Origin of the sequence: Homoserinimonas aerilata (genome assembly GCF_006716125.1) — a bacterium.
Lineage (GTDB): Bacteria > Actinomycetota > Actinomycetes > Actinomycetales > Microbacteriaceae > Homoserinimonas > Homoserinimonas aerilata.
In genome coordinates, this window is sequence record NZ_VFOM01000001.1 from 977,578 (window position 1) to 997,667 (window position 20,090).

General features: G+C 66.9%; 20 protein-coding genes and 2 tRNA genes. 20 read left to right on the plus strand and 2 right to left on the minus strand.

Going from position 1 to position 20,090, the window contains the following annotated elements; all coding sequences use genetic code 11:
* The 8 genes from FB562_RS04600 (at nt 1) to FB562_RS04635 (ending at nt 6,768) form a co-directional block, all read left to right on the plus strand.
* Nucleotides 1-1,050, plus strand: coding sequence for an ABC transporter permease (locus tag FB562_RS04600; RefSeq protein WP_141880071.1), 1,050 nt, complete (start codon nt 1-3; stop codon nt 1,048-1,050).
* Nucleotides 1,047-2,732 (plus strand): dipeptide ABC transporter ATP-binding protein, encoded by a 1,686-nt coding sequence (locus FB562_RS04605; protein ID WP_141880072.1) that lies wholly within the window; start codon nt 1,047-1,049, stop codon nt 2,730-2,732. Before FB562_RS04600 ends, FB562_RS04605 begins: the two co-directional genes overlap by 4 nt.
* Complete coding sequence (locus FB562_RS04610; RefSeq protein ID WP_185740457.1) at nt 2,729-3,574, plus strand: ATP-binding cassette domain-containing protein; 846 nt, start codon at nt 2,729-2,731, stop codon at nt 3,572-3,574. The genes FB562_RS04605 and FB562_RS04610 overlap by 4 nt, the downstream gene beginning before the upstream one ends.
* Complete coding sequence (locus FB562_RS04615; protein WP_141880073.1) at nt 3,555-4,544, plus strand: lactonase family protein; 990 nt, start codon at nt 3,555-3,557, stop codon at nt 4,542-4,544. The genes FB562_RS04610 and FB562_RS04615 overlap by 20 nt, the downstream gene beginning before the upstream one ends.
* 59 nt (nt 4,545-4,603) lie before the next feature.
* Nucleotides 4,604-4,676 (plus strand) — tRNA-Asn (locus FB562_RS04620).
* A 57-nt stretch (nt 4,677-4,733) separates the two neighbouring features.
* Entirely contained in the window at nt 4,734-5,636 is a 903-nt protein-coding gene (locus tag FB562_RS04625) for a sensor histidine kinase (protein WP_141880074.1), read from the plus strand.
* Between the two features lie 41 nt (nt 5,637-5,677).
* A complete protein-coding gene (locus tag FB562_RS04630) occupies nt 5,678-6,460 on the plus strand; it encodes an AzlC family ABC transporter permease (protein WP_141880075.1) in 783 nt (260 codons plus the stop codon).
* Nucleotides 6,457-6,768 carry an AzlD domain-containing protein gene (locus FB562_RS04635; RefSeq protein WP_141880076.1) on the plus strand — a complete coding sequence of 104 codons (312 nt, stop codon included), beginning with the start codon at nt 6,457-6,459 and terminating at the stop codon, nt 6,766-6,768. The genes FB562_RS04630 and FB562_RS04635 overlap by 4 nt, the downstream gene beginning before the upstream one ends.
* A gap of 6 nt (nt 6,769-6,774) precedes the next feature.
* Here FB562_RS04635 and def read toward each other — a convergent pair whose 3' ends face one another.
* Nucleotides 6,775-7,341 (minus strand): peptide deformylase, encoded by a 567-nt coding sequence (gene def / locus FB562_RS04640; protein WP_141880077.1) that lies wholly within the window; start codon nt 7,339-7,341, stop codon nt 6,775-6,777.
* A gap of 40 nt (nt 7,342-7,381) precedes the next feature.
* Here def and FB562_RS04645 point away from each other — a divergent pair, with 40 nt between their 5' ends.
* From FB562_RS04645 to FB562_RS04700, 12 genes are all read left to right on the plus strand, one after another.
* Nucleotides 7,382-8,299 (plus strand): DMT family transporter, encoded by a 918-nt coding sequence (locus tag FB562_RS04645; protein ID WP_246081338.1) that lies wholly within the window; start codon nt 7,382-7,384, stop codon nt 8,297-8,299.
* Between the two features lie 129 nt (nt 8,300-8,428).
* Nucleotides 8,429-9,667 carry a glycosyltransferase gene (locus FB562_RS04650; RefSeq protein ID WP_246081339.1) on the plus strand — a complete coding sequence of 413 codons (1,239 nt, stop codon included), beginning with the start codon at nt 8,429-8,431 and terminating at the stop codon, nt 9,665-9,667.
* Between the two features lie 16 nt (nt 9,668-9,683).
* Nucleotides 9,684-9,757 (plus strand) — tRNA-Ile (locus FB562_RS04655).
* A 301-nt stretch (nt 9,758-10,058) separates the two neighbouring features.
* Entirely contained in the window at nt 10,059-10,913 is an 855-nt protein-coding gene (locus FB562_RS04660) for a helix-turn-helix domain-containing protein (RefSeq protein ID WP_141880078.1), read from the plus strand.
* Nucleotides 10,914-10,923: 10 nt separating this feature from the next.
* Complete coding sequence (locus FB562_RS04665; RefSeq protein ID WP_141880079.1) at nt 10,924-11,718, plus strand: SDR family NAD(P)-dependent oxidoreductase; 795 nt, start codon at nt 10,924-10,926, stop codon at nt 11,716-11,718.
* 36 nt (nt 11,719-11,754) lie between these two features.
* Nucleotides 11,755-12,579: an alpha/beta hydrolase gene (locus tag FB562_RS04670; protein WP_141880080.1), complete on the plus strand. Its 825-nt coding sequence runs from the start codon at nt 11,755-11,757 to the stop codon at nt 12,577-12,579.
* A gap of 76 nt (nt 12,580-12,655) precedes the next feature.
* On the plus strand, nt 12,656-13,729 hold the full coding sequence (locus FB562_RS04675) for an alpha/beta hydrolase (RefSeq protein ID WP_141880081.1): 1,074 nt from the start codon (nt 12,656-12,658) through the stop codon (nt 13,727-13,729).
* 28 nt (nt 13,730-13,757) lie between these two features.
* Nucleotides 13,758-14,972 carry an MFS transporter gene (locus tag FB562_RS04680; protein WP_246081340.1) on the plus strand — a complete coding sequence of 405 codons (1,215 nt, stop codon included), beginning with the start codon at nt 13,758-13,760 and terminating at the stop codon, nt 14,970-14,972.
* Nucleotides 14,973-15,305: 333 nt separating this feature from the next.
* Complete coding sequence (locus FB562_RS04685; protein ID WP_141880082.1) at nt 15,306-15,509, plus strand: cold-shock protein; 204 nt, start codon at nt 15,306-15,308, stop codon at nt 15,507-15,509.
* Nucleotides 15,510-15,660: 151 nt separating this feature from the next.
* Complete coding sequence (locus FB562_RS04690) at nt 15,661-16,485, plus strand: DUF1684 domain-containing protein (protein ID WP_141880083.1); 825 nt, start codon at nt 15,661-15,663, stop codon at nt 16,483-16,485.
* An 84-nt stretch (nt 16,486-16,569) separates the two neighbouring features.
* Nucleotides 16,570-18,228 (plus strand): bifunctional 3'-5' exonuclease/DNA polymerase, encoded by a 1,659-nt coding sequence (locus FB562_RS04695; protein ID WP_141880084.1) that lies wholly within the window; start codon nt 16,570-16,572, stop codon nt 18,226-18,228.
* Between the two features lie 155 nt (nt 18,229-18,383).
* On the plus strand, nt 18,384-18,887 hold the full coding sequence (locus tag FB562_RS04700) for a DUF3145 domain-containing protein (RefSeq protein ID WP_141880085.1): 504 nt from the start codon (nt 18,384-18,386) through the stop codon (nt 18,885-18,887).
* Nucleotides 18,888-18,894: 7 nt separating this feature from the next.
* Here the strand turns inward: FB562_RS04700 and FB562_RS04705 are convergent, their stop codons facing one another.
* Nucleotides 18,895-20,076, minus strand: coding sequence for a glycosyltransferase family 4 protein (locus FB562_RS04705; RefSeq protein WP_141880086.1), 1,182 nt, complete (start codon nt 20,074-20,076; stop codon nt 18,895-18,897).
* Between the last annotated feature and the right edge of the window lie 14 nt (nt 20,077-20,090).

The following is a 20,090-nucleotide window of genomic DNA, read 5'->3' on the forward strand; positions in this document are numbered from 1 at the left end:
ATGAGCGCAGAGACAGAGACCGTGGGCCTCGAGCCCGTGCGCAGGCCTTCCCTGTGGTCGCGCCTCCCCATCGTCCACCAGCTGCGACAGAGTGTCGGTCTGCAGCGCGGGATGCTTATCGCCGGCCTTGTGATCACGGGCGCCTTCCTGCTCGCCGCCGCACTGGCGCCCCTCATCGCGCCCTACGGCTTCGGCCAGCTGAGAGACGACGCCGGCAACTTCGGCGCCCAGCAGCCGCCCTCGGCGGAGCACATCTGGGGCACGACCGTCGGAGGCTACGACGTGTTCTCCCGTGTCATCTGGGGCTCGCAGACGGCGGTCAGTGTCATCGTCATCGCCGTCATCCTCTCGATCTTCGCGGGGGTGCTCCTGGGGCTGGTCTCGGGGTACCTGGGTGGCTGGGTCGACCGCGTTCTGGTTGTCATCTGTGACGCCGTGTACGCGTTCCCGAGCCTGCTGCTCGCGATCGTCATGGCCATCGTGATCACGGGCGGCCAGTCCGATCTGTGGGGCGGGCTGCTCGCCGCCGCCATCTCGATCACGGTCGTGTTCATCCCGCAGTATTTCCGGGTCATCCGTGCCGAGACGGTGCGGATCAAGGCGGAGGCCTTCGTGGAGTCGGCCAAGGTGCTGGGCGCGAGCAACAGCCGCATCATGTTCCGCCACATCCTGCGCAATGCGACTCGTACGCTGCCGCTGATATTCACGCTGAACGCCTCGGAGGCGATTCTGACCCTCGCAGGCCTCGGCTTCCTCGGTTTCGGCATCGAGCCGACCTCGGCCGCGGAGTGGGGCTTCGACCTCAACAAGTCGATCTCCGATGTCACGAGCGGTATCTGGTGGACATCCGTGTTCCCGGGTGTCGCGATCGTGCTCGTCGTGCTCGGCATCACGCTCGTCGGCGAGAGCCTCAACGACCTGGCCGACCCGCGTCTGCGCACGCGCCGCAGGGCCGAGGGCACGCCTGTCGCCACGGCGGCGGTGTCGGTGGTTCCCGGCGGCTCGCTCGACAGCGTTCCGGCGATCGACGACCTGGAGGCACGATCATGAGCAGTCTTGCGAAGGGCCAGCAGGCCGTGCGCATCACCGATCTCGGCGTGACGTTCGCGACCGACGGCGGCGACGTGCGTGCCGTCGACGGCGTCAGCCTGAGCGTCTCAGCGGGCGAGGTTCTCGCGATCGTGGGCGAGAGCGGCAGCGGCAAGTCCGTCACCGCGAAGACCATCCTGGGTCTTCTGCCGGAGACGGCCACGATCTCGGGCGCCGTTGTCATCGGGTCTCAGGATGTGACGCAGCTCTCGGGCGCCGAGCTCCGCCGCATCCGGGGCACGGGCGTGGCCATGGTGTTCCAGGAGCCGTCGACCGCGCTGAACCCGGTCTACACGGTCGGCTGGCAGATTGCCGAGGGCCTGCGCGCGCACGGGAAGTACACCCGCGGGCAGGCGAGGGCGAAGGCGATCGACATCATGGAGCGGGTGGGCATTCCGGATGCCGCCACGCGCGTCGACTACTACCCGCACCAGTTCTCGGGTGGGCAGAAGCAGCGCATCGTGATCGCGATGGCGCTCGTGCTCGACCCGGAGCTGATCGTCGCCGACGAGCCGACGACGGCCCTCGATGTGACGGTGCAGGCCGAGATCCTCGATCTGCTGCGGCGCTGCCGCGACGAGTTCAATGCGGCGATCGTGCTGATCACCCACAACATGGGCGTCGTTGCGGATCTCGCCGATCGGGTGGCGGTCATGCTCGATGGCAAGGTCGTCGAGGAGGCGGATGCGACGAGCCTGTTCGCGGCGCCGAAGCACGAGTACACGAAGCGGCTGCTCGATGCCGTGCCGCACATCGGCACGGGCGCGGCGAGCACGCAGGAGCGTGCCAGCGCACAGGCCGAGCGGCCGGGCGAGAAGCTGGTCGTCGCCGAGAATCTCGTGATCGAGTACCCGGGTCGTCTGGGTCGTGCGGGGTTCCGTGCCGTGAACGGTGTCAGTTTCAGCATCGCCGAGCGCGAGGTTCTGGGGCTCGTCGGCGAGAGCGGTTCGGGCAAGACGACGATCGGCCGTGCCATTGCCGGGCTCACCCGCGTGACGGGCGGGTCTCTGCAGGTGTTGGGGTACGAGATGCTCGGCATGCGCGAACGCGAGTTCCGGCCGCTGCGCAGTGACATCGGTTTCGTGTTCCAGGATCCGGCGACGAGCTTCAACCCCCTGCTGACGATCGCGGACTGCGTCGCTGAGCCGCTCATCATCCACGGCCGTGTGGGAGACTCGCGCGAGGCTCGGGGAACCGTCGACGAGCTGCTCGAGGCCGTGCAGCTTCCCAAGTCGTTCGGCGACAGGTTCCCTCATGAGCTCTCCGGTGGGCAGCGACAGCGGGCGAGCCTCGCCCGTTCGCTCGCACTGCAGCCGAAGCTGCTCATCGCCGATGAGCCGACGAGCGCGCTCGACGTCTCGGTGCAGGCGAAGGTTCTCGATCTGTTCGCCGAGCTGCAGAAGGATTTCGGCTTCGCTGCGCTGTTCATCAGCCACGACCTCGCGGTCGTCGATCTGCTCGCCGACCGCATCGGTGTGCTCTTCAAGGGTGAACTGGTCGAGGAGGGCACGGGGGCCGAGGTTCTCGGTGCGCCGAAGCATCCGTACACCCAGCGGTTGCTTGCCTCGCTCCCGGTTCCGAATCCGGCAGAGCAGGCAGAGCGCAGGAATGAGCTGATGAGGATCCGCCGGGCGGCATCGTGAGGGTTACTGCGGGAGAGGCCGGCGCCGTCGTCTCGGCGCGGGATCTGTCGGTCCACTACCTCTCGCGCAATGCGTCCTCGTACCATCTGGCGCTCGACGGGCTCACCTTCGATGTCGCAGCGGGCGAGGTGCTGGGCGTTGTGGGGGAGTCGGGCTCGGGCAAGTCGACGCTCGCACGCGCCGTTGCGGGGCTCACGGGCCTCGGCCAGCTCGACGACGGCATCCCCGAGATCAGGGGCGGCAGTCTGCGCGTGCTGGGAACGGACATCCGGGGAATCTCTCGGCGGCAGCGCGACCGTCTCACGGGGCGGGTCGGCTATCTTGCGCAGAACGGCGCGGTGACGCTCAACCCACGCCTGACGGTGGGCGAGAACGTGGCCGAGCCGATCTTCGAACGCGATCGGCGTTTCCGGCAGAAGGAGGCGACGGCGATCGTCGCATCGCTGGTCGATTCGGTGCATCTTCCGCTGTCTGTTCTCCCGAAGCAGCCGCACGAGCTGAGCAGCGGGCAGCGGCAGCGGGTCGCCCTCGCACGCGCCCTCGTTCTCGAGCCGTCGCTGCTGGTGGCCGACGAACCCACCCGCGGTGTCGATGCGACCGTCAAGTCGGGCGTGCTCGGTGTTCTGCGCGAGCTGCAGCTGCAGCGGGGATTCTCTGCGCTCGTCGTGAGCAGTGACCTTGCGGTTGTGTCGGCGATGACGGAACGGGTTGCGGTTCTGAGCGGTGGCGTGCTGATCGGAATCGGTCCGCTCGAGTCGCTGTTGGAGCATCCGACGCATCCGTATCTGGAGGCGCTGGCTGCGGTGCGGGAGGGCTACCGCGATGAACGCGACGGCGACTGACGGTTTTCTCGCCTGGACCGGCGGATACACGGAGTCGATGGGCGGTTCTGCCCTCGGCATCGGGCGCCTCGGCGTGCGGCCGTCGGGTGAGCTCGTCTTCGACGGCGTCGTCGCCACCATGTCATCCCCGTCGTATCTCGCCCGGGCCGGCAGCGTGTTGTATGCCGCTGATGAGGCCGAGGGGCGGGTGGCAGCCTTTCGCATCGAGGCCGGCAACGCGCTGACGCCGCTCGGTTCGCTCGCGACGAGCGGTGCGCATCCGTGCCACCTCTCGGTGGCGGGGCGGATGCTCCTGGCCGCGAACTACGGCGACGGCAGCGTCGACGTGTTCTCGCTTCACGATGACGGGTCGCTGCTCGAACATGTGCAGCGGCTGCCGGGTGAGGGCTCAGGCCCGTTGCCGCAGCAGGACGGTCCGCACGCCCACAGCACCCTCGTGCTGCCGTCTGGCGGCGTCCTGAGCGCCGATCTCGGTGCCGATCGTGTGTATCTGCACGACGCGTCCTCGGGTCGTCTGTGGCGCACGGGGCATCTTGAGCTGCCGCCGGGCACGGGGCCGCGCGATCTGCTGCTGCTCGGTGACCGCGTGCTTCTGCTCGGAGAGTTCGGCTCCCGCATCCATGAGATCGTCGACGGGCAGCTCGTACGCTCCGGCGAGTTGGTGACGGATGCTGTGCCCGGCGATCAGGCGGCGGGCCTCGCCGTCGGCCCCGGTGGGCGCTTTCTCTATGCGGGGCTCCGGGGCTCGAATCGCATCGCGGTCGTCGATGCCCATTCGCTGGTGCCGGTCGCGGCGGTGTCGTGCGAGGGGGATTGGCCGAGGCATCTCACCGTGGTCGATGGTCTGCTTCTCGTCTCGAACCAGTTGTCCGGCACGGTGTCGCGCTTCGAGCTCGACGCGGTTTCGGGCCTTCCTCGCCTGCTCGAGCGGCCGGCGATGGTGCCTTCTCCCACCTTCCTTCTCCCCTGAGGGGAACTCGATTTTGTCGGAGACGAATAATTGGTAAAGTAGGCACGCTGTTCCAGTAGTCCTCGATAGCTCAATTGGCAGAGCAGCCGGCTGTTAACCGGCAGGTTCTTGGTTCGAGTCCAAGTCGGGGAGCACAGTTCGGAGAATGCGCCCAACGGGGCGCATTCTTCGTTTCAGGGTGGAGGCCCCGTGGACATCTGGCTCGCTGTCGTCGGAATCGACCCTGTCGTGCTCGTCTCGATCGCCGCTGCAGGCATCCTGCTGGCCCTCGTGTTCTTGGCCCTGTGGGTCGTGGCGCTGCGCCACCTGCGCGAGCAGCGCCGTCTGCGCGCGGAGGCCGAGCACATGGTTCTCGAATCCGAGGAGGATCTGGCCGAGCAGTCGGCCCGGATGCGCATGGTTCGTGAGTTGCAGCAGCTCTCGATCCAGTCGGTGACGGAGATCATCCGCCAGGCCGATGGTGCCAGGTACAAGGGCGAGGCAGATCCGGCAGCGGCCGTGCGTTCGGCGACGGCCATCGCCGATGTCGCGCGATCGACGCTTGCCGAGCTGCGGCGTGCCGTGCCGATCATGCGGCAGGGCGAGTCGGGCGCTGCCCAGCAGCCGGGCATCAAGACGGCTCGCGAGTTGTTCCGGATGATGCGCGAGGCGGGCCTCGATGTTCGCTTCGAGGAGACCGGCACTCGATTTCCGCTGACGCAGGCCGCGGAGCTCGCGATCTACCGCATCCTTCAGGAGTCCCTGACGAACGCCCTCAAGTATGGGGGAGAGGGCACGGAGGCCCGTGTGGCCTTCCGCTGGTCGGCCGAGGGTTTCAATGTTCTCGTCGACGACGACGGCACGAGGGCGGCCAGCCGTCGGGCGGGCGCTGACCCGAACGAGATCTCACGCAGCGGCGGTTACACGATCGAGGATGATGCCGCGGCGCTGACCGCGGTCGCGCAGGGGCCCGGCATCACCGAGATGCGCGAGCGCACTGAGCTTTTCGGTGGCGTGTTCACGGCCTACTCGGTGCCCGGTGTCGGTTTCTCCATCTCTGCCGCGTTCCCGACGCTTCGCCGTGAGGGCAGCGGCGCCCAGCGGCGCGACTGACTGGCGCGAGCGGCACAGTGGCGAGACGGGGCGGTAGGCGGATGCGCTTCCGCGATGCGGAGACGGCGTCGGCTCTGCGGGCGGCGGCGAGCGTCGGTGTCGCAGTCTCGGCCTACGGGGTGTCCTTTGGGGCACTGGCGGTCACGGCGGGCCTCGACGTGTGGCAGACCTGCGTGCTGAGCCTGCTGATGTTCTCCGGAGGCTCCCAGTTCGCCCTCATCGGGGTGATCGCGTCGGGAGGCCTCGCGGCCGGCCCTGCGGCGATTGCGGGCGCCGCGCTGCTCGGAACGCGTAACGCCGTGTACGCGATGCGGATGGGGCCGATCGTCGGTCCGGGGCTGTTCCGTCGTGTGGCGGCCGCGCATCTCACGATCGACGAGAGCACGGCGGTGTCGACGGCGCAGACGACGCTCCGCGGCCAGCGTGTCGGTTTCTGGGCCACGGGCATCCTGATCTTCATCGGCTGGAATCTGACGACCCTTCTCGGCGCCGTCATCGGCGATCTGCTCGGCGATGTCAGCCGTTGGGGTCTGGATGCGGCGGCCGCAGCCGCGTTCCTGGGCCTGCTGTGGCCCCGACTTGTGCAGTTGCAGCCGGTCGTGGTGGCCGTCGCCGCTGCAGTCGTCGCCGTGGTGCTCACGCCCTGGCTGCCCGCCGGCGTGCCGGTGCTGGCCGCAGCGGGTGTGGCCGTGGTCGTCGGGCTGGGTAACTGGTTCGGCTCCCGCGAGGCGCACACGCTCGCCGAGGAGGTCGCGACCGATTCGGTCGCCACCCATGACGCGCACCTGGGCGAGCACCGTCACGACGGGGGAGAAGCGTCATGACCCTGTGGCTGATCATCATCGTGGCATCGCTGGCCTGCCTCGCCCTGAAGCTGTCGGGCTATCTCGTTCCGCCGGCGTTCATGGAGCGCCCGCGGCCGGCTCGCGTAGCCAACCTGCTGACGGTGGCGCTGCTGGCGGCGCTCGTGGCGACGCAGGCTGTCGGTTCCGCCGAGGGCCTGGTGCTCGACGCGAGGGTTCCTGCTCTGTTCGTCGCGGCGGTGCTGTTCTCGGTGCGGGTGCCGTTCATCGTCGTCATCGTGGCCGCCGCCGCGACGGCTGCGGCGATTCGAGCCGTCTTCGGCGGTTAGGGTCGCTCAGCCTTCGAGATCGTCGACTCCAGGCATCCAGCTGAGCCCTGGCTGTCCCCAGCCTTCGCGTTTGATCGCCTTCGCGGCGGCCTTGCGCCGACTCGCGTCGAGCCGGTCGACGTACAGGGTGCCGTCGAGGTGGTCGTATTCGTGTTGGAAGATGCGGGCGAGCCAGCCGGATGCGCGCACCTCGAACGGATGCTGGTCCAGGTCGACGGCGCGAAGCACGGCGAGCTCGGAGCGGCGCAGTGCGAACCGCTCGCCGGGCACCGAGAGGCAGCCCTCCGACTCGTCCTCGTCGTCGGGAGCCCCCGTGAGGATGGGGCTGAGCCAGAGTTCGGGGTTGATGGCGGTGCCGCGGTGCAGGGTTCCGTCGTCGTCGGTCCAGTCGTAGACGAAGAGGCGCAGGCCGACGCCGACCTGCGGGGCGGCGAGGCCGACGCCCGGCGCGGCCTCCATCGTCTCGAACATGTCGCCGACGAGCTCCCGCAGCACGGAATCGAAGGACGATACGGGCGATGCGGGGGAGTGGAGTACCGGGTCACCGGTGATAACTATGGGAAGTACGGCCATTCGCCAAGAATATCCCGGCGCGAACCCTTAGGGTCGTTCTGTGCTTCCCGACCTGACAGAACTGGCGATGGAGTCCCTCACGCCGATGCAGGCCTTGGGCATTCCTGTGGCGCTCATCGGTGCCGTCTTCCTCGCTGTGGGCGCGCAGCTGCAGCACCGCGGTGTCGGCAAGGTGGAGGCGCAGATCGCGCCGCCTGTGCGCACGGCAGGCCTGAGCCTGCGGCAGATGGCTGCGCTGGTCGCCCGCCCGTCGTGGCTCATCGGCACGCTCATGCTCGGCCTGGCCGTGGTCTTTCAGCTCACGAGCCTCGCCCTGGCGCCGCTCACGGTCGTCCAGCCGCTCGGCGCGGTGGCTCTGGTCATCACCGCCGTGCTCAATGCGCGCGTGTCGAATGTTCGGCTCGATGCTGCGAGCATCCGGGCTGTCGCATTCTGTGTGGGTGGTGTCGCGCTGTTCGTCACGATCGCGTCGTTCACGACCACGTCACGCAGGGTTTCGGATGCTCAGGTGTTCGTGATCCTCGCAATCCTCGCGGTGGTCCTGGTGGCCTTGGCGGCGCTGTTCCTCGCCTACCGGCACCGTTTCAAGGCGATCATGTACATCGTCGGCGCCGGCGTCGTCTACGGTTTCGTGGCGACCCTCGCGAAGGTCGTGATCGACCGGGTCAAGACGGGCGACTTCGAGTGGCTCACCCTCACCTGTGTCGTCGCGCTGCTTGTGGCCACGGTGCTGGGCGGCTATTTCGTGCAGAACGCGTACTCCTCGGGCCCACCGGATCTGGTGATCGCCGGGCTCACCGTCATCGACCCGATCGTGGCCGTGCTCATCGGCATCCTGGTACTGAGGGAGGCCGACGGCGCCCACTGGACCATCATGTTCGCGTTCCTTGTGGCTGGGGCGATGGCCGTCTATGGCGTGTTCCAGCTCGCCAAATACCACCCCCAGACACGGCATTAGGGTAGTTTTGTCTCATGCCTCCCGCTCCGGGAGCGGCCGTGATGGTCGCTTTCGCAGGGGTCGCTCATCTTCTGTCGGGCTGCCGCACTTCTGCCCCCGACGCCCCCGACTCTAAGGAATCGCACAGTCTTGCCCGATACCTCTGATCCAGCCCATATCCCGGACACGGCACCCCTGAAGGTGCTCATCGGCTGCGACACGTTCCCTCCGGATGTGAACGGGGCCGCGAACTTCGCCTCCCGCCTCGCCGCCGGCCTCGTGCAGCGCGGCCATGAGGTGGTCGTTGCAGCCCCGGCGGCGAGTCGCCGGCATGGTCGTTTCGTCGAGGACCATGAGGGTGCGAGCTTCCCGGTGGAGCGGATGTATTCGTGGCGCTGGTACCCGCACGACTGGCTGAGGTTCGTGCTGCCGTGGCGCAGTCGCGCTCATGCGGCGCGCATCCTTGATGAGGTGAAGCCGGATGTCGTGCACATCCAGTCGCACATCGTCGTCGGTCGCGGCATGGCCCGCGAGGCTCACAAGCGCGGCATCCGCGTGATCGCCACGAACCACTTCATGCCCGAGAACATGATCGAGCACACGCTGCTGCCGAAGTTCCTGAGGCAGACGGCCATCCGTCTCGCCTGGCGGGATGCGTCGAGGACGTTCGCGCTCTGCGAGGCTGTCACGACGCCCACGCGCAAGGCGGCGGCGTTCCTCGAGGCCGAGACGGAGCTGCGCGGGGTGCACGCCATCTCCTGCGGCATCGACGCGAGCCTGTACACGCCGAGCCTTGAGCCGCGCAGCGAGAACCGCATCGTCTTCGTCGGCCGGGTCACGGGCGAGAAGCACATCGATGTGCTCCTGCGGGCGGTCGCCTCGCTCGATGCGAAGCTGGATGTGAAGCTCGACATCGTCGGCGGCGGCGACCAGATGAACCAGCTCAAGCAGCTGGCCACGACTCTGGGCATCCGTTCCAATGTGAACTTCACGGGCTATGTGTCCGATGAGGAGCTGCGCGGCACGCTCACGCACGCCACCCTTTTTGCGATGCCGTCGATTGCGGAGCTGCAGAGCATCGCGACGATGGAGGCCATGGCGTCGGGGCTGCCGATCGTCGCGGCCGACGCCATGGCGTTGCCTCACCTCGTGCACAATGGCGAGAACGGATTCCTGTTCACGCCGGGCGATTCGGCGGACCTCGCCGAGAAGCTCACGAAGGTGCTTCGGATGCCTCAGGACGAGCTCTTGAAGCTCAAGCAGGCGAGCCTCAAGCTGATCGAGGCGCACGACATCCAGCGCACCTTGAACACGTTCGAGAGCCTGTATCGTGGTGAGGCGGTCACGGATCCTGTGACCGATGTGTCGCTCGACGGCTCCGCTTCGTAGCCGCCTCCTGCGCCACGGGGCGGTAGCTCAGCTGGTTAGAGCAGCGGACTCATAATCCGTCGGTCACGGGTTCAAGTCCCGTCCGCCCTACTGTTCCACTGCTGCGGCCCGAACACGATGAACTTCTTGCGCGCTGCCTCCGGCTCGACCATCATGCTCTCCATCCGTTGGGGCTGCGACGCCCGGCTGGCGCGAGCCTGACCGGGGCGTCCACGGGTTCACGTCCTGTCACACGCTGGCGTACTTCGTCTGGTTCCAGGGCATTGCGCCATTTATTGATGTGCGTGATGCTGTGACTGTGTGGGATGAGAAGAACACATCACCTCGCGAGCCGATGCGTTTCGCGAGGCCTGCAACGTACGCCAATCTGCGGTGATCGGCGCGTTGACTCGTGACCGCCACAGGTCGTCTCGGTGACTATCTCAGAGCGCGTCGCGAAGGTCTGCACCCAGACGATGTTGGATTGGCAGGCGGCGGCAGGCAACGTCGAGTAGTGGGGTTGCGGCGCGAAGAGGTCGCAATTCTCGCCGGGATCAGCACCGACTACTACCTCCGCCTCGAGCAGGGTCGTGACAGGCACCCATCCGGTCAGGTGCAGAAGGCCTTGGCCCGGGCGTTGAGACTCGACTCGGTCGCCGCAGCCTACCTGCATAGATTGGCAGAGCCAGAGGCCGCTTCGGGGGCGGCTGATCGCGATGACCTGGTTCATGAGAGTACGCAACGGCTGATCGATTCCTGGACGAACACGGCCGCGATGGTCCACAGCCGCTACAACGATGTGCTCGCCTCGAATGCTCTCGCACGTGCGTTGAACCCGAACTTTCGACCGGGAGTGAACAGCGTCCTGTCCCTTTTCACCGATCCGTCGGAGCGCTCATTCCATGTGGGGTGGGAGGCTCTGGCTGCACGCTCGGTGGCACAGTTGCGCAATCTGGCCGACACGCACGGTGAAGACCAGAAACTTGACGCCCTCGTCGCTGAAGGATCACGACGTAGCGCGTCATTCCGCCGATTCTGGCAAAGCCAAGACGTTGCACTCATCGGCTCCGGTCAGCATCTGTTGTCGCATCCGCGTGTGGGTGATCTCAACCTCTTCTACCTTGCCCTCCCATTGGTCGGCACGGATGGCCAATCGATCTTTCTCTATTTCGCCGAGCAGGGAACGCCCAGCGCGACCGCGATGCAGCAACTGGCCCAGGAAGGGTGGGAGCAGCAGGGACATGGAGGAATATCGGATCAGGTCTAGCGTCACGAACATGGATCTCAACCTCGTTGACAAGGTCGCGGTCGTGACAGGCGCGAGCAAGGGAATCGGGTTGGCCATCACACGGGCTCTGGTCGCTGAGGGCGCGAAGGTGGTCGCCGGTGCCCGATCGATCACCGAAGATCTCGTCGCCCTCTCCGACACCGGCCAGGTTCTCGCAGTCGCCATCGATCTCTCGCGCAGTGATGGCCCAGCCGAGTTGGTGTCGCGGGTGTCCCAATTCGGTGGCTTGGATATCGTCGTCAACAATGTCGGCGCCCTCACCCCACGCACCGACGGCTTTCTCAACGTCACTGACGACGACTGGCAGGCCACCCTGAATCTGACGCTCATGGCGGCGGTGCGAACGACCCGCACGGCGATCCCGCTTCTGATCGAACGCGGGGGTGGAAACGTGGTGACGATCTGCTCGGTCAATGCCTACCTGCCTGATCCCGGGGTCATCGACTATTCCGCCACCAAAGCGGCGGTCTGGAATCTTTCCAAGTCTCTCTCCAAGGAGTTCGGAGCATCGGGCCTGCGCTTCAACACCATCAGCCCCGGTCCGGTCTCGACCGCGCTGTGGCTCGGCGAGAACGGTGTCGCAGCCACAATCGGGAGGAGCTTGGGCGTCTCATCCGACGAGGCCCGCACCCGCATCATCGACAGTGGCGGTGGCTTCTCGACCGGCCGTTTCACTGAGCCCGAAGAGGTCGCCGATCTGGCGATCCTGCTGGCCAGTGGCAGGGCAGGAAACGTCACCGGCGCCGACTTCCGCATCGACGGCGGACTGACCAAAGACCTGTGACATCCGATTCCACCACCCGCAGAAAGCAGAAACGTCATGTCAGGAACGCCAGTTGTCTTCATCCATGGTCTGTGGATCCACTCCGCCGCGTGGGCGCCATGGCTCGATCTCTTCGCAGAGCGGGGCTACGAGCCGCACGCGCCCGGCTGGCCGGGTGATGCCGCCACAGTCGCGGAAACCCGTGCCGCCGCCGACGCGCTTGATGATGTCGGCATCGAGCAGATCTGCCACCACTATGCGGATTACATCCAGACGCTCAGTGCCAAACCGATCGTCATCGGACATTCCTTCGGCGGGCTCATCGCCCAAGAGCTGCTCGCGGCCGATCTGGTCATTGCGGCGGTTGCCATCGACCCGGCACCGATCAAGGGCGTCAAGGCTCTTCCGTTCTCTTTGTTGCGTTCGGGCTTTCCTGTCCTCGGCAACCCAGCTAACAGGAAGCGGACGGTGTCGCTGACGGCGAAGCAGTTCCGATACAGCTTCGGCAACGCAATCACGGAGGAGGAGTCCAACGCCCTGTTCGAGGCGTGGACGATCCCGGGGCCGGGTCGACCGCTGTTCGAGGACGCCACCGCGAACTTCTCGCGGAAGTCTGCCGCTCAGGTCGACACCCATCAGGCCGTGCGCGGGCCACTGCTGCTGACCTCGGGTGGTGAAGATCACACTGTTCCGAAGGCGGTCACGCTCGAAGTCGCAAAGATGTACGAAGCCAGCCCCGACTCGATCACCGAATACCACGAGTTTCCGGGGCGCGGCCACTCACTGACCATCGATGCAGGATGGCGCGATGTCGCCGAGGTGGCTCTCACCTGGCTCGCTGCGAAGAACCTCCACACACCCACCGACAACGCGGCAGCGTGACCGATCTGCCGCGTCTCTGCTGCTGAACATGCGGCGCGACACGTGACGAGCCACGCGCATCCCTAGGATGAGGCTTATGGCCCACGAGACCCCCTCATCTGGCGAAGCCGACGAAGTCGACGGCCCGGCGAAGGAGGCGGCGCCTCGGTACACCCGCGGCCAGAAGGTGTTCCTCGGTGTCGCGGGCACCATCGCTCTCGTCGCGATCATCCTTGCCTCGTCGCAGTGGCCCTCGGCCCTGCTCATCCGTTCGGTCTTCGAGCTGGGTGGAACCGCCACGATGAAGGAGATGCTGCCCTACATCCCCGACTCGGGTGTGAGCGAGCGGCTCGACCTCGCCTATGCGGATGCCGGGCCCAACACGACTTTCGACGTGTTCACGCCCGATTCGGGCACCGAACCGCTCGCGACGATCGTCTGGATCCATGGCGGCGCCTGGATCTCGGGCTCCAAGGAGGATGTCGCGCCCTATCTGCGCATCCTCGCCTCGCACGGCTACACGACGGTCGGCGTGAACTACCCGCTGGGGCCGGAGACCCAGTACCCGCAGGCGTTCGTGAGCCTGAACGATGCGCTCGCCCACCTGATCGACAATGCGGACGATCTGCGGATCGACCCGCACCGCATCATCCTTGCCGGCGACTCGGCCGGTGCGCAGCTCGCCAGCCAGCTCGCCGTACTCACCACGCGCAGCGACTACGCGGAGCTGATGGGCGTGACACCAGCCCTGTCCCGTTCACAGCTCGACGGCATCATCCTCAACTGCGGCGTCTACGACCTGCCCGCGATGGGTGACCTCAACGGCATCAACGCCTGGGGCATGAAGGCGGCGCTGTGGGCGTACACGGGTACCCGCGACTGGTCATCGACCTATGCGAGTCTCACCATGTCGAGCATCCGCTTCGTCGACGAATTCCCGCCCAGCTTCGTCTCGGGCGGCAACGGCGACGACCTCACCTGGACCCAGTCGGTTCCGATGGCGAACGCCCTGCGCGATGCGGGCACCGACGTGACGACCCTGTTCTGGGCGGCCGGGCACGAACCCGCCCTCGGACATGAGTACCAGTTCCACCTGGATCTGCCCGAGGCGCAGGAGGCGCTTCAGGCGACGCTCGACTACCTTGCCACGGTCGATGGCAGCGACGGGTGATGCGCTCGCGCACGCCTACTCTTGAGGGGTGACCTTCTCCCTCGGGCGCTTCAGTCATCCGGATGCCTCGGCGCGCCTGCCGCGTGATGTGATCGTGCTCGGCGTGATCGCCTTCTTCGTGATGGTCGGTTTCGGCGTGGTGGTGCCGGTGCTGCCGGTCTTCGTGCGCAGTTTCAACGTCGGCTACACGGAGGTGGGCGCGGTCGTCGCGGCGTTCGCCCTGATGCGCCTGCTGGTGACGCCGTTCGTCGGTCGGCTGATCGATCGCGGGGGAGAGCGCACGGTCTTGGCGATCGGCATCGGCATCGTGGCCGTGTCGAGCGGCCTCGTCGGCGTCGCTCAGAGCTACCCGGAGCTTCTGCTGCTGCGCGGTGCGGGCGGCATCGGCTCGGCCATGTTCTCGGTGTCGGCCATGACGCTGCTGCTGGGTTCGGCATCCGAGGGGCAGCGCGGTCGCGCGATGGGTTTCTACCAGGGCGGCTTCCTCATCGGCGGCATGGCCGGCCCTGCGGTCGGCGGCGTGCTCGCGGCCATCTCGCTGCGGGCGCCGTTCTTCTTCTATGCGGGCACGCTGCTGCTCGCCGGCCTGGTCGGGCTGTTCCTGCTTCAGCCGCCCCGCAGCAGAGTGGAGAGGCACGACACGCCGCGCGTGCCTCTCGGCACTGTTCTGCGTGATCGCCGCTTCATCGCAGCCTGCCTCGCCAACTTCGCGCAGGGCTGGGGGTCGATGGGTGTTCGCAGCGCGCTCATCCCCGTGCTCGTCGTCGAGCTCCTGCATGAGACGCCCACCTGGACGGGCATCGCGTTCGCCATCGCCGCCGTCGCACAGACCATCGCGCTCGGGCCGGCCGGCCGCTTCGTCGACACGATCGGCCGACGCCCCGCCATAATCGCCGCCTATTCCGCGGGGGCGGTCCTCCTGATGGCGATCCCGTTCGTCAACAGCCTGTGGCTGCTCATCGTGCTGCTGTGCCTCTACGGGGTGGCCGCCGCGTTCATGGGAACGGCGCCCGCAGCATCCGTCGGTGACGCGGCCGGCCCACGCAATGCAACGCCCGTCGCATTGTTCTCGGCCTTCTCCGACGCCGGAGCCATCGTGGGCCCGCTCGTCGCAGGTGCACTACTCGACGCCTTCTCCTACCCCGCAGCGTTCGCATCGGCGGCCGTGCTGATGGCGGCTGCCGCGCTCTACGGACTCAGGATGCCTCGGGCCGAGGCCTCGACCCGAGCCGGCATGCGCTGACGAGGTGCGCCCGAACCGGTTCCTGGGCCCTATCCGAGACAGGTCTTGTGGGTGCCGATTCGGGGTGGCAACGGCGTTTTTCGGCGCTTCGGAACAGTGAATGACAGATTACGACTCGGTTAAGGTGTCGAAATACTACGCCGGATGCGCGACAAATCACTGTATTTCTGCAGAAAGGTGCACTAGGGTCGGTAGCGCAGTTGCAGTACCTCGCAGATCTTGAATGCTTGAAACCTCGGTTTCATGTTTCTTTCGGGAGCGGCCGATGAGCACCGCGACGAGTAGCCCCGGAGGTCGGGGTTACGCGAAGAGCTCCTGAAGGAGAATAGAAAAATGGCAACAGGAACCGTCAAATGGTTTAACGCTGAAAAGGGATTCGGCTTCATCGCCCCCGAAGACGGCAGCCCCGACGTGTTTGCGCACTACTCGGCGATCGCATCGAGCGGCTACAAGTCGCTCGACGAGAACCAGAAGGTCGAGTTCGACCTGGCGCAGGGCCCCAAGGGCCCGCAGGCGGAGAACATCCGTCCCCTCTAGTGTGATCTTGCCCGACCATTCGGGCGAGTGAGTACTTCGATCGGCCCCCACCGTGAGGTGGGGGCCGATTCTTTTTTCCCATTCGGGCGGAACGGGAACATTCTCCGTGTCGCCGATGGTTACTGTCGGTGACCTCGACAAGGATGGATGCATGACCGACACAGCTGTGACCCCCGAAACCCGTCTCGCCACCTTCCGTGAGCGCCGCGACCTCTCCGTCGTGCAGCCGCAGGGCAGCCTCGCCCTCGTGACGACGCAGTGGATCGACTCGGAGCAGACGGTGTGGGGTGTGCCGGGGCGGTGGGCGCCCCTGCCGGCTGGTGAATCCGGCGTGTCCCTGACCGCATCGTCGGCCGATGACATCCGAGTCGACGGCGAGCTTGTCGACGGCACGGTGACGGTTCGTGGCAAGGATGCTGAGAAGCCGAGTGCGATCGTGTTCAGCGACTCCGTGACCGGGTTCATCATCGCGGGTGACGACGGCGTGTACGGGCTGCGGGTGTGGGATGCGAATTCGGATGCCATCCAGAACTTCGGCGGTATCGACGCGTTCCCGCACAACCCGGAGTGGGTGATCACGGCACAGTTCACCCCCATCGCGGGCGGCACGACGCTCGGCTTCGAGCATCTCAAGGACGACGGCAAGACGCGCGAGCTGGTCATCCCGGGTGAGATCACCTTCACGAAGGACGGCGTCGACTACAACCTCGCCGCGTTCAAGTCGGGGCGCGCGCTGCAGCTCGTCTTTGCTGACGCGACGAGCGGTGACACCACCTACAGTGTCGGTCGCTTCCTCTTCGTCGCCCCGCAGGCCGACGGCACGGTGGTGCTCGACTTCAACCTCGCGGTGCTCCCGCCGTGCGGCTTCTCCTACGCGTTCAACTGCCCCATGCCGCCCAAGCAGAACCGCTTCTCCGTGCCGATCGAGGCCGGCGAGAAGAACGTGCTCGCGAAGGATGGCAGCCTGCTGCACTGAGCGGCCCTCCGGCGCTGAGCTGCGTCGCGTCGTACGGCTGTGTCGGCGTCGGGCGGTGTCGCCGGTGCACGGCAGACTGGGACTGTGCACATCGTCATCGCCTCCTCGTCGAACGGTGCCGTGCTGACCCCTGTCGGTGACGATGGCGTCGCTGCCGCGCCGTCTGCGGTGACGACAGCCGCACTCCCTGCCGAGGTCGCGCGGCTCGAGAGAGACTCCCCGCGCTGGGTCTGGGAGAGCACTGAGCTCTGGTATCCGAGCCTCCTCCGGGCGGGCGTACGCGTGGCCAGGTGTGTCGATCTGCGGCTCTGCCATGCCATCCTGCGCAATTCCGAGGCGAGCGCGGGCTCGGCGCTGGCATCCGCGCCGCCGAGTAGCTGGGATCTCCCACCGGGCGAGGTCGCCAAGGCGATGCCGGATGCGCTCTTCGACTTCGACACGACCCCGGATGCCTCTGAGGGCCTCGATCCGCTCGCTGAGTTCCTGCTGCAGCAGCAGGCGCTCACGCCGCGCCTCTCGCTGCTGCTCGCGGCGGAGTCGGCGGGTGCTCTGGCCGCCGTGGAGATGCGGTTCGCGGGCCTGCCGTGGCGTGCAGATCTGCACGATGAGCTGCTGACGCGAACCCTGGGTCCTCGGCCGCGTCCGGGCGAGCGTCCAGTGCTGATGGAGGAGGTGCTCGGCGCGCTGCGCCTGACCCTTGACGCGCCGAGCTTGAATCCGGATTCGCAGCCGGAGCTGCTGCGCGCACTCCGCCGCGCCGGGCTGATGGTGTCGTCGACCAGCAAGTGGGAGTTGCAGGAGCTGGAGCATCCGGCCGTCGCCCCGCTCCTCGAGTACAAGCGGATGGCACGGCTGCTGAGCGCGAACGGCTGGCACTGGCTGGAGACGAACGTTCGCGACGGGCGCTTTCACCCGGACTATGTCCCTGCCGGCGTCGTGACGGGCCGCTGGGCGAGCAAGGGCGGCGGCGGGGCGTTGCAGCTGCCGAAGCAGGTGCGTGGCGCGGTCGTGGCCGATCCCGGTCGCAAGCTGGTGGTGGCGGATGCCTCCCAGCTGGAGCCGCGCATCCTCGCGGGCATGGCTGCCGACCGGGGCATGATCGAGGCGGGTTCCGCGGGCGACCTGTACGCCGGCATCGTCGCGAGCGGTGCCGTCGGCACGCGCGAGCAGGCGAAGATCGCGATGCTCGGTGCCATGTACGGTGCGACATCGGGGGAGAGCGGTCGCCTCATGCCCGCCCTCGAGCGCGCCTATCCGCGGGCGATCGCCCTGGTCGAGGCTGCCGCGCGTGCGGGCGAGCGCGGTCAGAAGGTCTCGACGCTTCTGGGGCGTGGCTCTCCGCTTCCGGATGCCCAGTGGCATCAGGTGCAGGCGGAGGCGTCTGAGGAGTCGGCTGCGGTGTCGGCGCAGTCCCGGGCCCGTTCCCAGGCGCGGTCGTGGGGCCGCTTCACCCGCAACTTCGTGGTGCAGGGCACAGCTGCGGAGTGGGCGCTCTGCTGGATGGCGGCGCTGCGGGGTAGCCTGTACGCGCTGGGTGGTCGTTCTCCGCTGTTGGAGGCTCCCCATCTCGTGTTCTTCATGCATGACGAGCTCGTCATCGACACCGAGGCGAGGCACGCGGATGCTGTGGTTGCGGCGGTCGAGGAGGCCGCGGCGACGGCGGGCCGGCTGCTGTTCGGCGAGTTGCCCGTGCGCTTCCCCCTCACGATCGCGGTGGTGGACAGCTACGCCGATGCGAAATAGCGGTGAACAGGCTAATCACAGTGTTGTGATTTCATGCTCGAGTCGTGCATAATTCAGGTGAAGGAAACTTCAACCACAACTTCAGAGTTCGTTGCAGGGTCACACCGCATTCCATTGGTCGATGGGGAAGTCGCACCAAAGGGAATGGAGAGATTGTGGCTGCAGCAACTGCACGTGGGGTGCTCTTTGTGCACTCCGCTCCTCGCGCGCTTGCGCCTCACATCGAGTGGGCGGCAGGTCGCGCACTTGATCGCGCCGTCAATTTCACATGGGCTGATCAGCCCGTACTCAAGGGTTCCCTTCGCACTGAGTTCTATTGGGAGGGCGAGCAGGGCGCTGGTGCCGCCCTCGCCTCCGCGCTGCGCGGGTGGGAGCACCTCCGCTATGAGGTGAGCGAGGACCCGACGCCCGGCAGTGATGGCGGCCGCTGGCTGCACACCCCGGATCTTGGGATCTTCTACGCCCAGACCGACACGGCCGGCAACCTCGTCATCCCGGAAGATCGCATCCGCTACGCCATGGATGTCGCCGGCTCTGACGCCTTCGAGCTGCACCGTGAGCTGCGCCTTGCGCTCGGCCAGGCCTGGGATGACGAGCTCGACGTGTTCCGTCACGCGAGCGACGAGAACCAGGTCGTCTGGCTGCACAAGGTCGGCTGAGCGCCTCTCAGCGCGTGTACGCACCCAGGATGAGTCTCACGTAACCCTGGGGGCCGAACAGCTCACGATCGCGTGCGGCACCCTCTGAGAGCCGCAGGAGCAGGGTGGGGTCTTCGCTCAGCTCTGTGAGTGCATCCGCCAGACCCATCGCATCCGGGGTCTTCGAGAGATACCCGGCGTTGCCGAGCCCCTCCTTCAGCTTCGGGTCGCAGTACAGCACGCCGCGTTCGCGGCTGACCGCCTCGGCGATCGTCATCGGCTGGTTGTCGAAGCCGAGCGATGTGAGAACGACGGCGGATGACGCATCCATGATGGCAAGGACGCGCTCATGCGTGAGCGAGCCGTGAACCCGGATGCCGGGCTCGCCCGCGGTCATCTTGCGCAACGCCGCGAGCTCGCTGCCGTCGCCGACGAAGTCGACCGTGAAGGAGCCGGGGCGCGTCCGGAGCGCCTCCAGCGCGGCTTCTGCGAATACCAGTGGCCGTTTGACGGCCTCACAGCGCGCCACCCAGAGGAATGACGGCACCCGCACCATCTCGGCGCTCAACGGCACGGAGGGCACAGTCGGGGTCGCGATCGGATTCGGCACGATCGCGATCTCGCCCTGCACGCCAGCCGCAGTCAGGTCGCGAGCCTGATGCGCGGATGGTGACACGACGACATCCGCCCGCAACGACATCGCGAGGGTCAGATTGCGCAGCAGGCTGTCGACGGGCCGAGGGCTGAGCGTCAGCCGGGGCAGCCTGCTGTGGAGGATGCGTTGCAGCAGCACCCTGAGCAGCGGCGCGAGCGGTGCATTCCAGCCTTCGCTGGCCCAGTAGAACGTGTGCACGGTGTGCACGAGAGGGATTCCGAGTTCTGCTGCGACATCGGCGGCGGCGTGCGCCAGCCCGAACTCCGTCTGCACGTGCACGACTTCGACACCGTGCTCGCGGAAGGCGCGACCGAGCTCGGCCCGGATCGACGCACTGTTCGGGATGACCGGCAGCTGCAGGCCCGGCAGCGTGAACAGCGGTCGGATGCGCAGCTCCGCACCGTCAGGCTGGAACCGTGCGCCGCGCCCGCGGGTGGGCGAGACCATGAGCACATCGTGCCCGGCCTCGGTCAGCGCGAGGCGCTGTTGCAGCATCGACGTCTGCGCGCCGCCGACATAGTCGAGGAAGTAGTCGCTGATGACGGCGATGCGCATACGGGAGCAGACTC

Bases quoted from the DNA above. Each gene is read 5' to 3' on its own strand.
- FB562_RS04600 (WP_141880071.1), top strand. From the start codon at position 1: ATGAGCGCAGAGACAGAGACCGTGGGCCTCGAGCCCGTGCGCAGGCCT.
- FB562_RS04605 (WP_141880072.1), top strand. From the start codon at position 1,047: ATGAGCAGTCTTGCGAAGGGCCAGCAGGCCGTGCGCATCACCGATCTC.
- FB562_RS04615 (WP_141880073.1), top strand. From the start codon at position 3,555: ATGAACGCGACGGCGACTGACGGTTTTCTCGCCTGGACCGGCGGATAC.
- FB562_RS04630 (WP_141880075.1), top strand. From the start codon at position 5,678: ATGCGCTTCCGCGATGCGGAGACGGCGTCGGCTCTGCGGGCGGCGGCG.
- FB562_RS04635 (WP_141880076.1), top strand. From the start codon at position 6,457: ATGACCCTGTGGCTGATCATCATCGTGGCATCGCTGGCCTGCCTCGCC.
- def (WP_141880077.1), bottom strand. From the start codon at position 7,341: ATGGCCGTACTTCCCATAGTTATCACCGGTGACCCGGTACTCCACTCC.
- FB562_RS04665 (WP_141880079.1), top strand. From the start codon at position 10,924: ATGGATCTCAACCTCGTTGACAAGGTCGCGGTCGTGACAGGCGCGAGC.
- FB562_RS04670 (WP_141880080.1), top strand. From the start codon at position 11,755: ATGTCAGGAACGCCAGTTGTCTTCATCCATGGTCTGTGGATCCACTCC.
- FB562_RS04675 (WP_141880081.1), top strand. From the start codon at position 12,656: ATGGCCCACGAGACCCCCTCATCTGGCGAAGCCGACGAAGTCGACGGC.
- FB562_RS04685 (WP_141880082.1), top strand. From the start codon at position 15,306: ATGGCAACAGGAACCGTCAAATGGTTTAACGCTGAAAAGGGATTCGGC.
- FB562_RS04690 (WP_141880083.1), top strand. From the start codon at position 15,661: ATGACCGACACAGCTGTGACCCCCGAAACCCGTCTCGCCACCTTCCGT.
- FB562_RS04705 (WP_141880086.1), bottom strand. From the start codon at position 20,076: ATGCGCATCGCCGTCATCAGCGACTACTTCCTCGACTATGTCGGCGGC.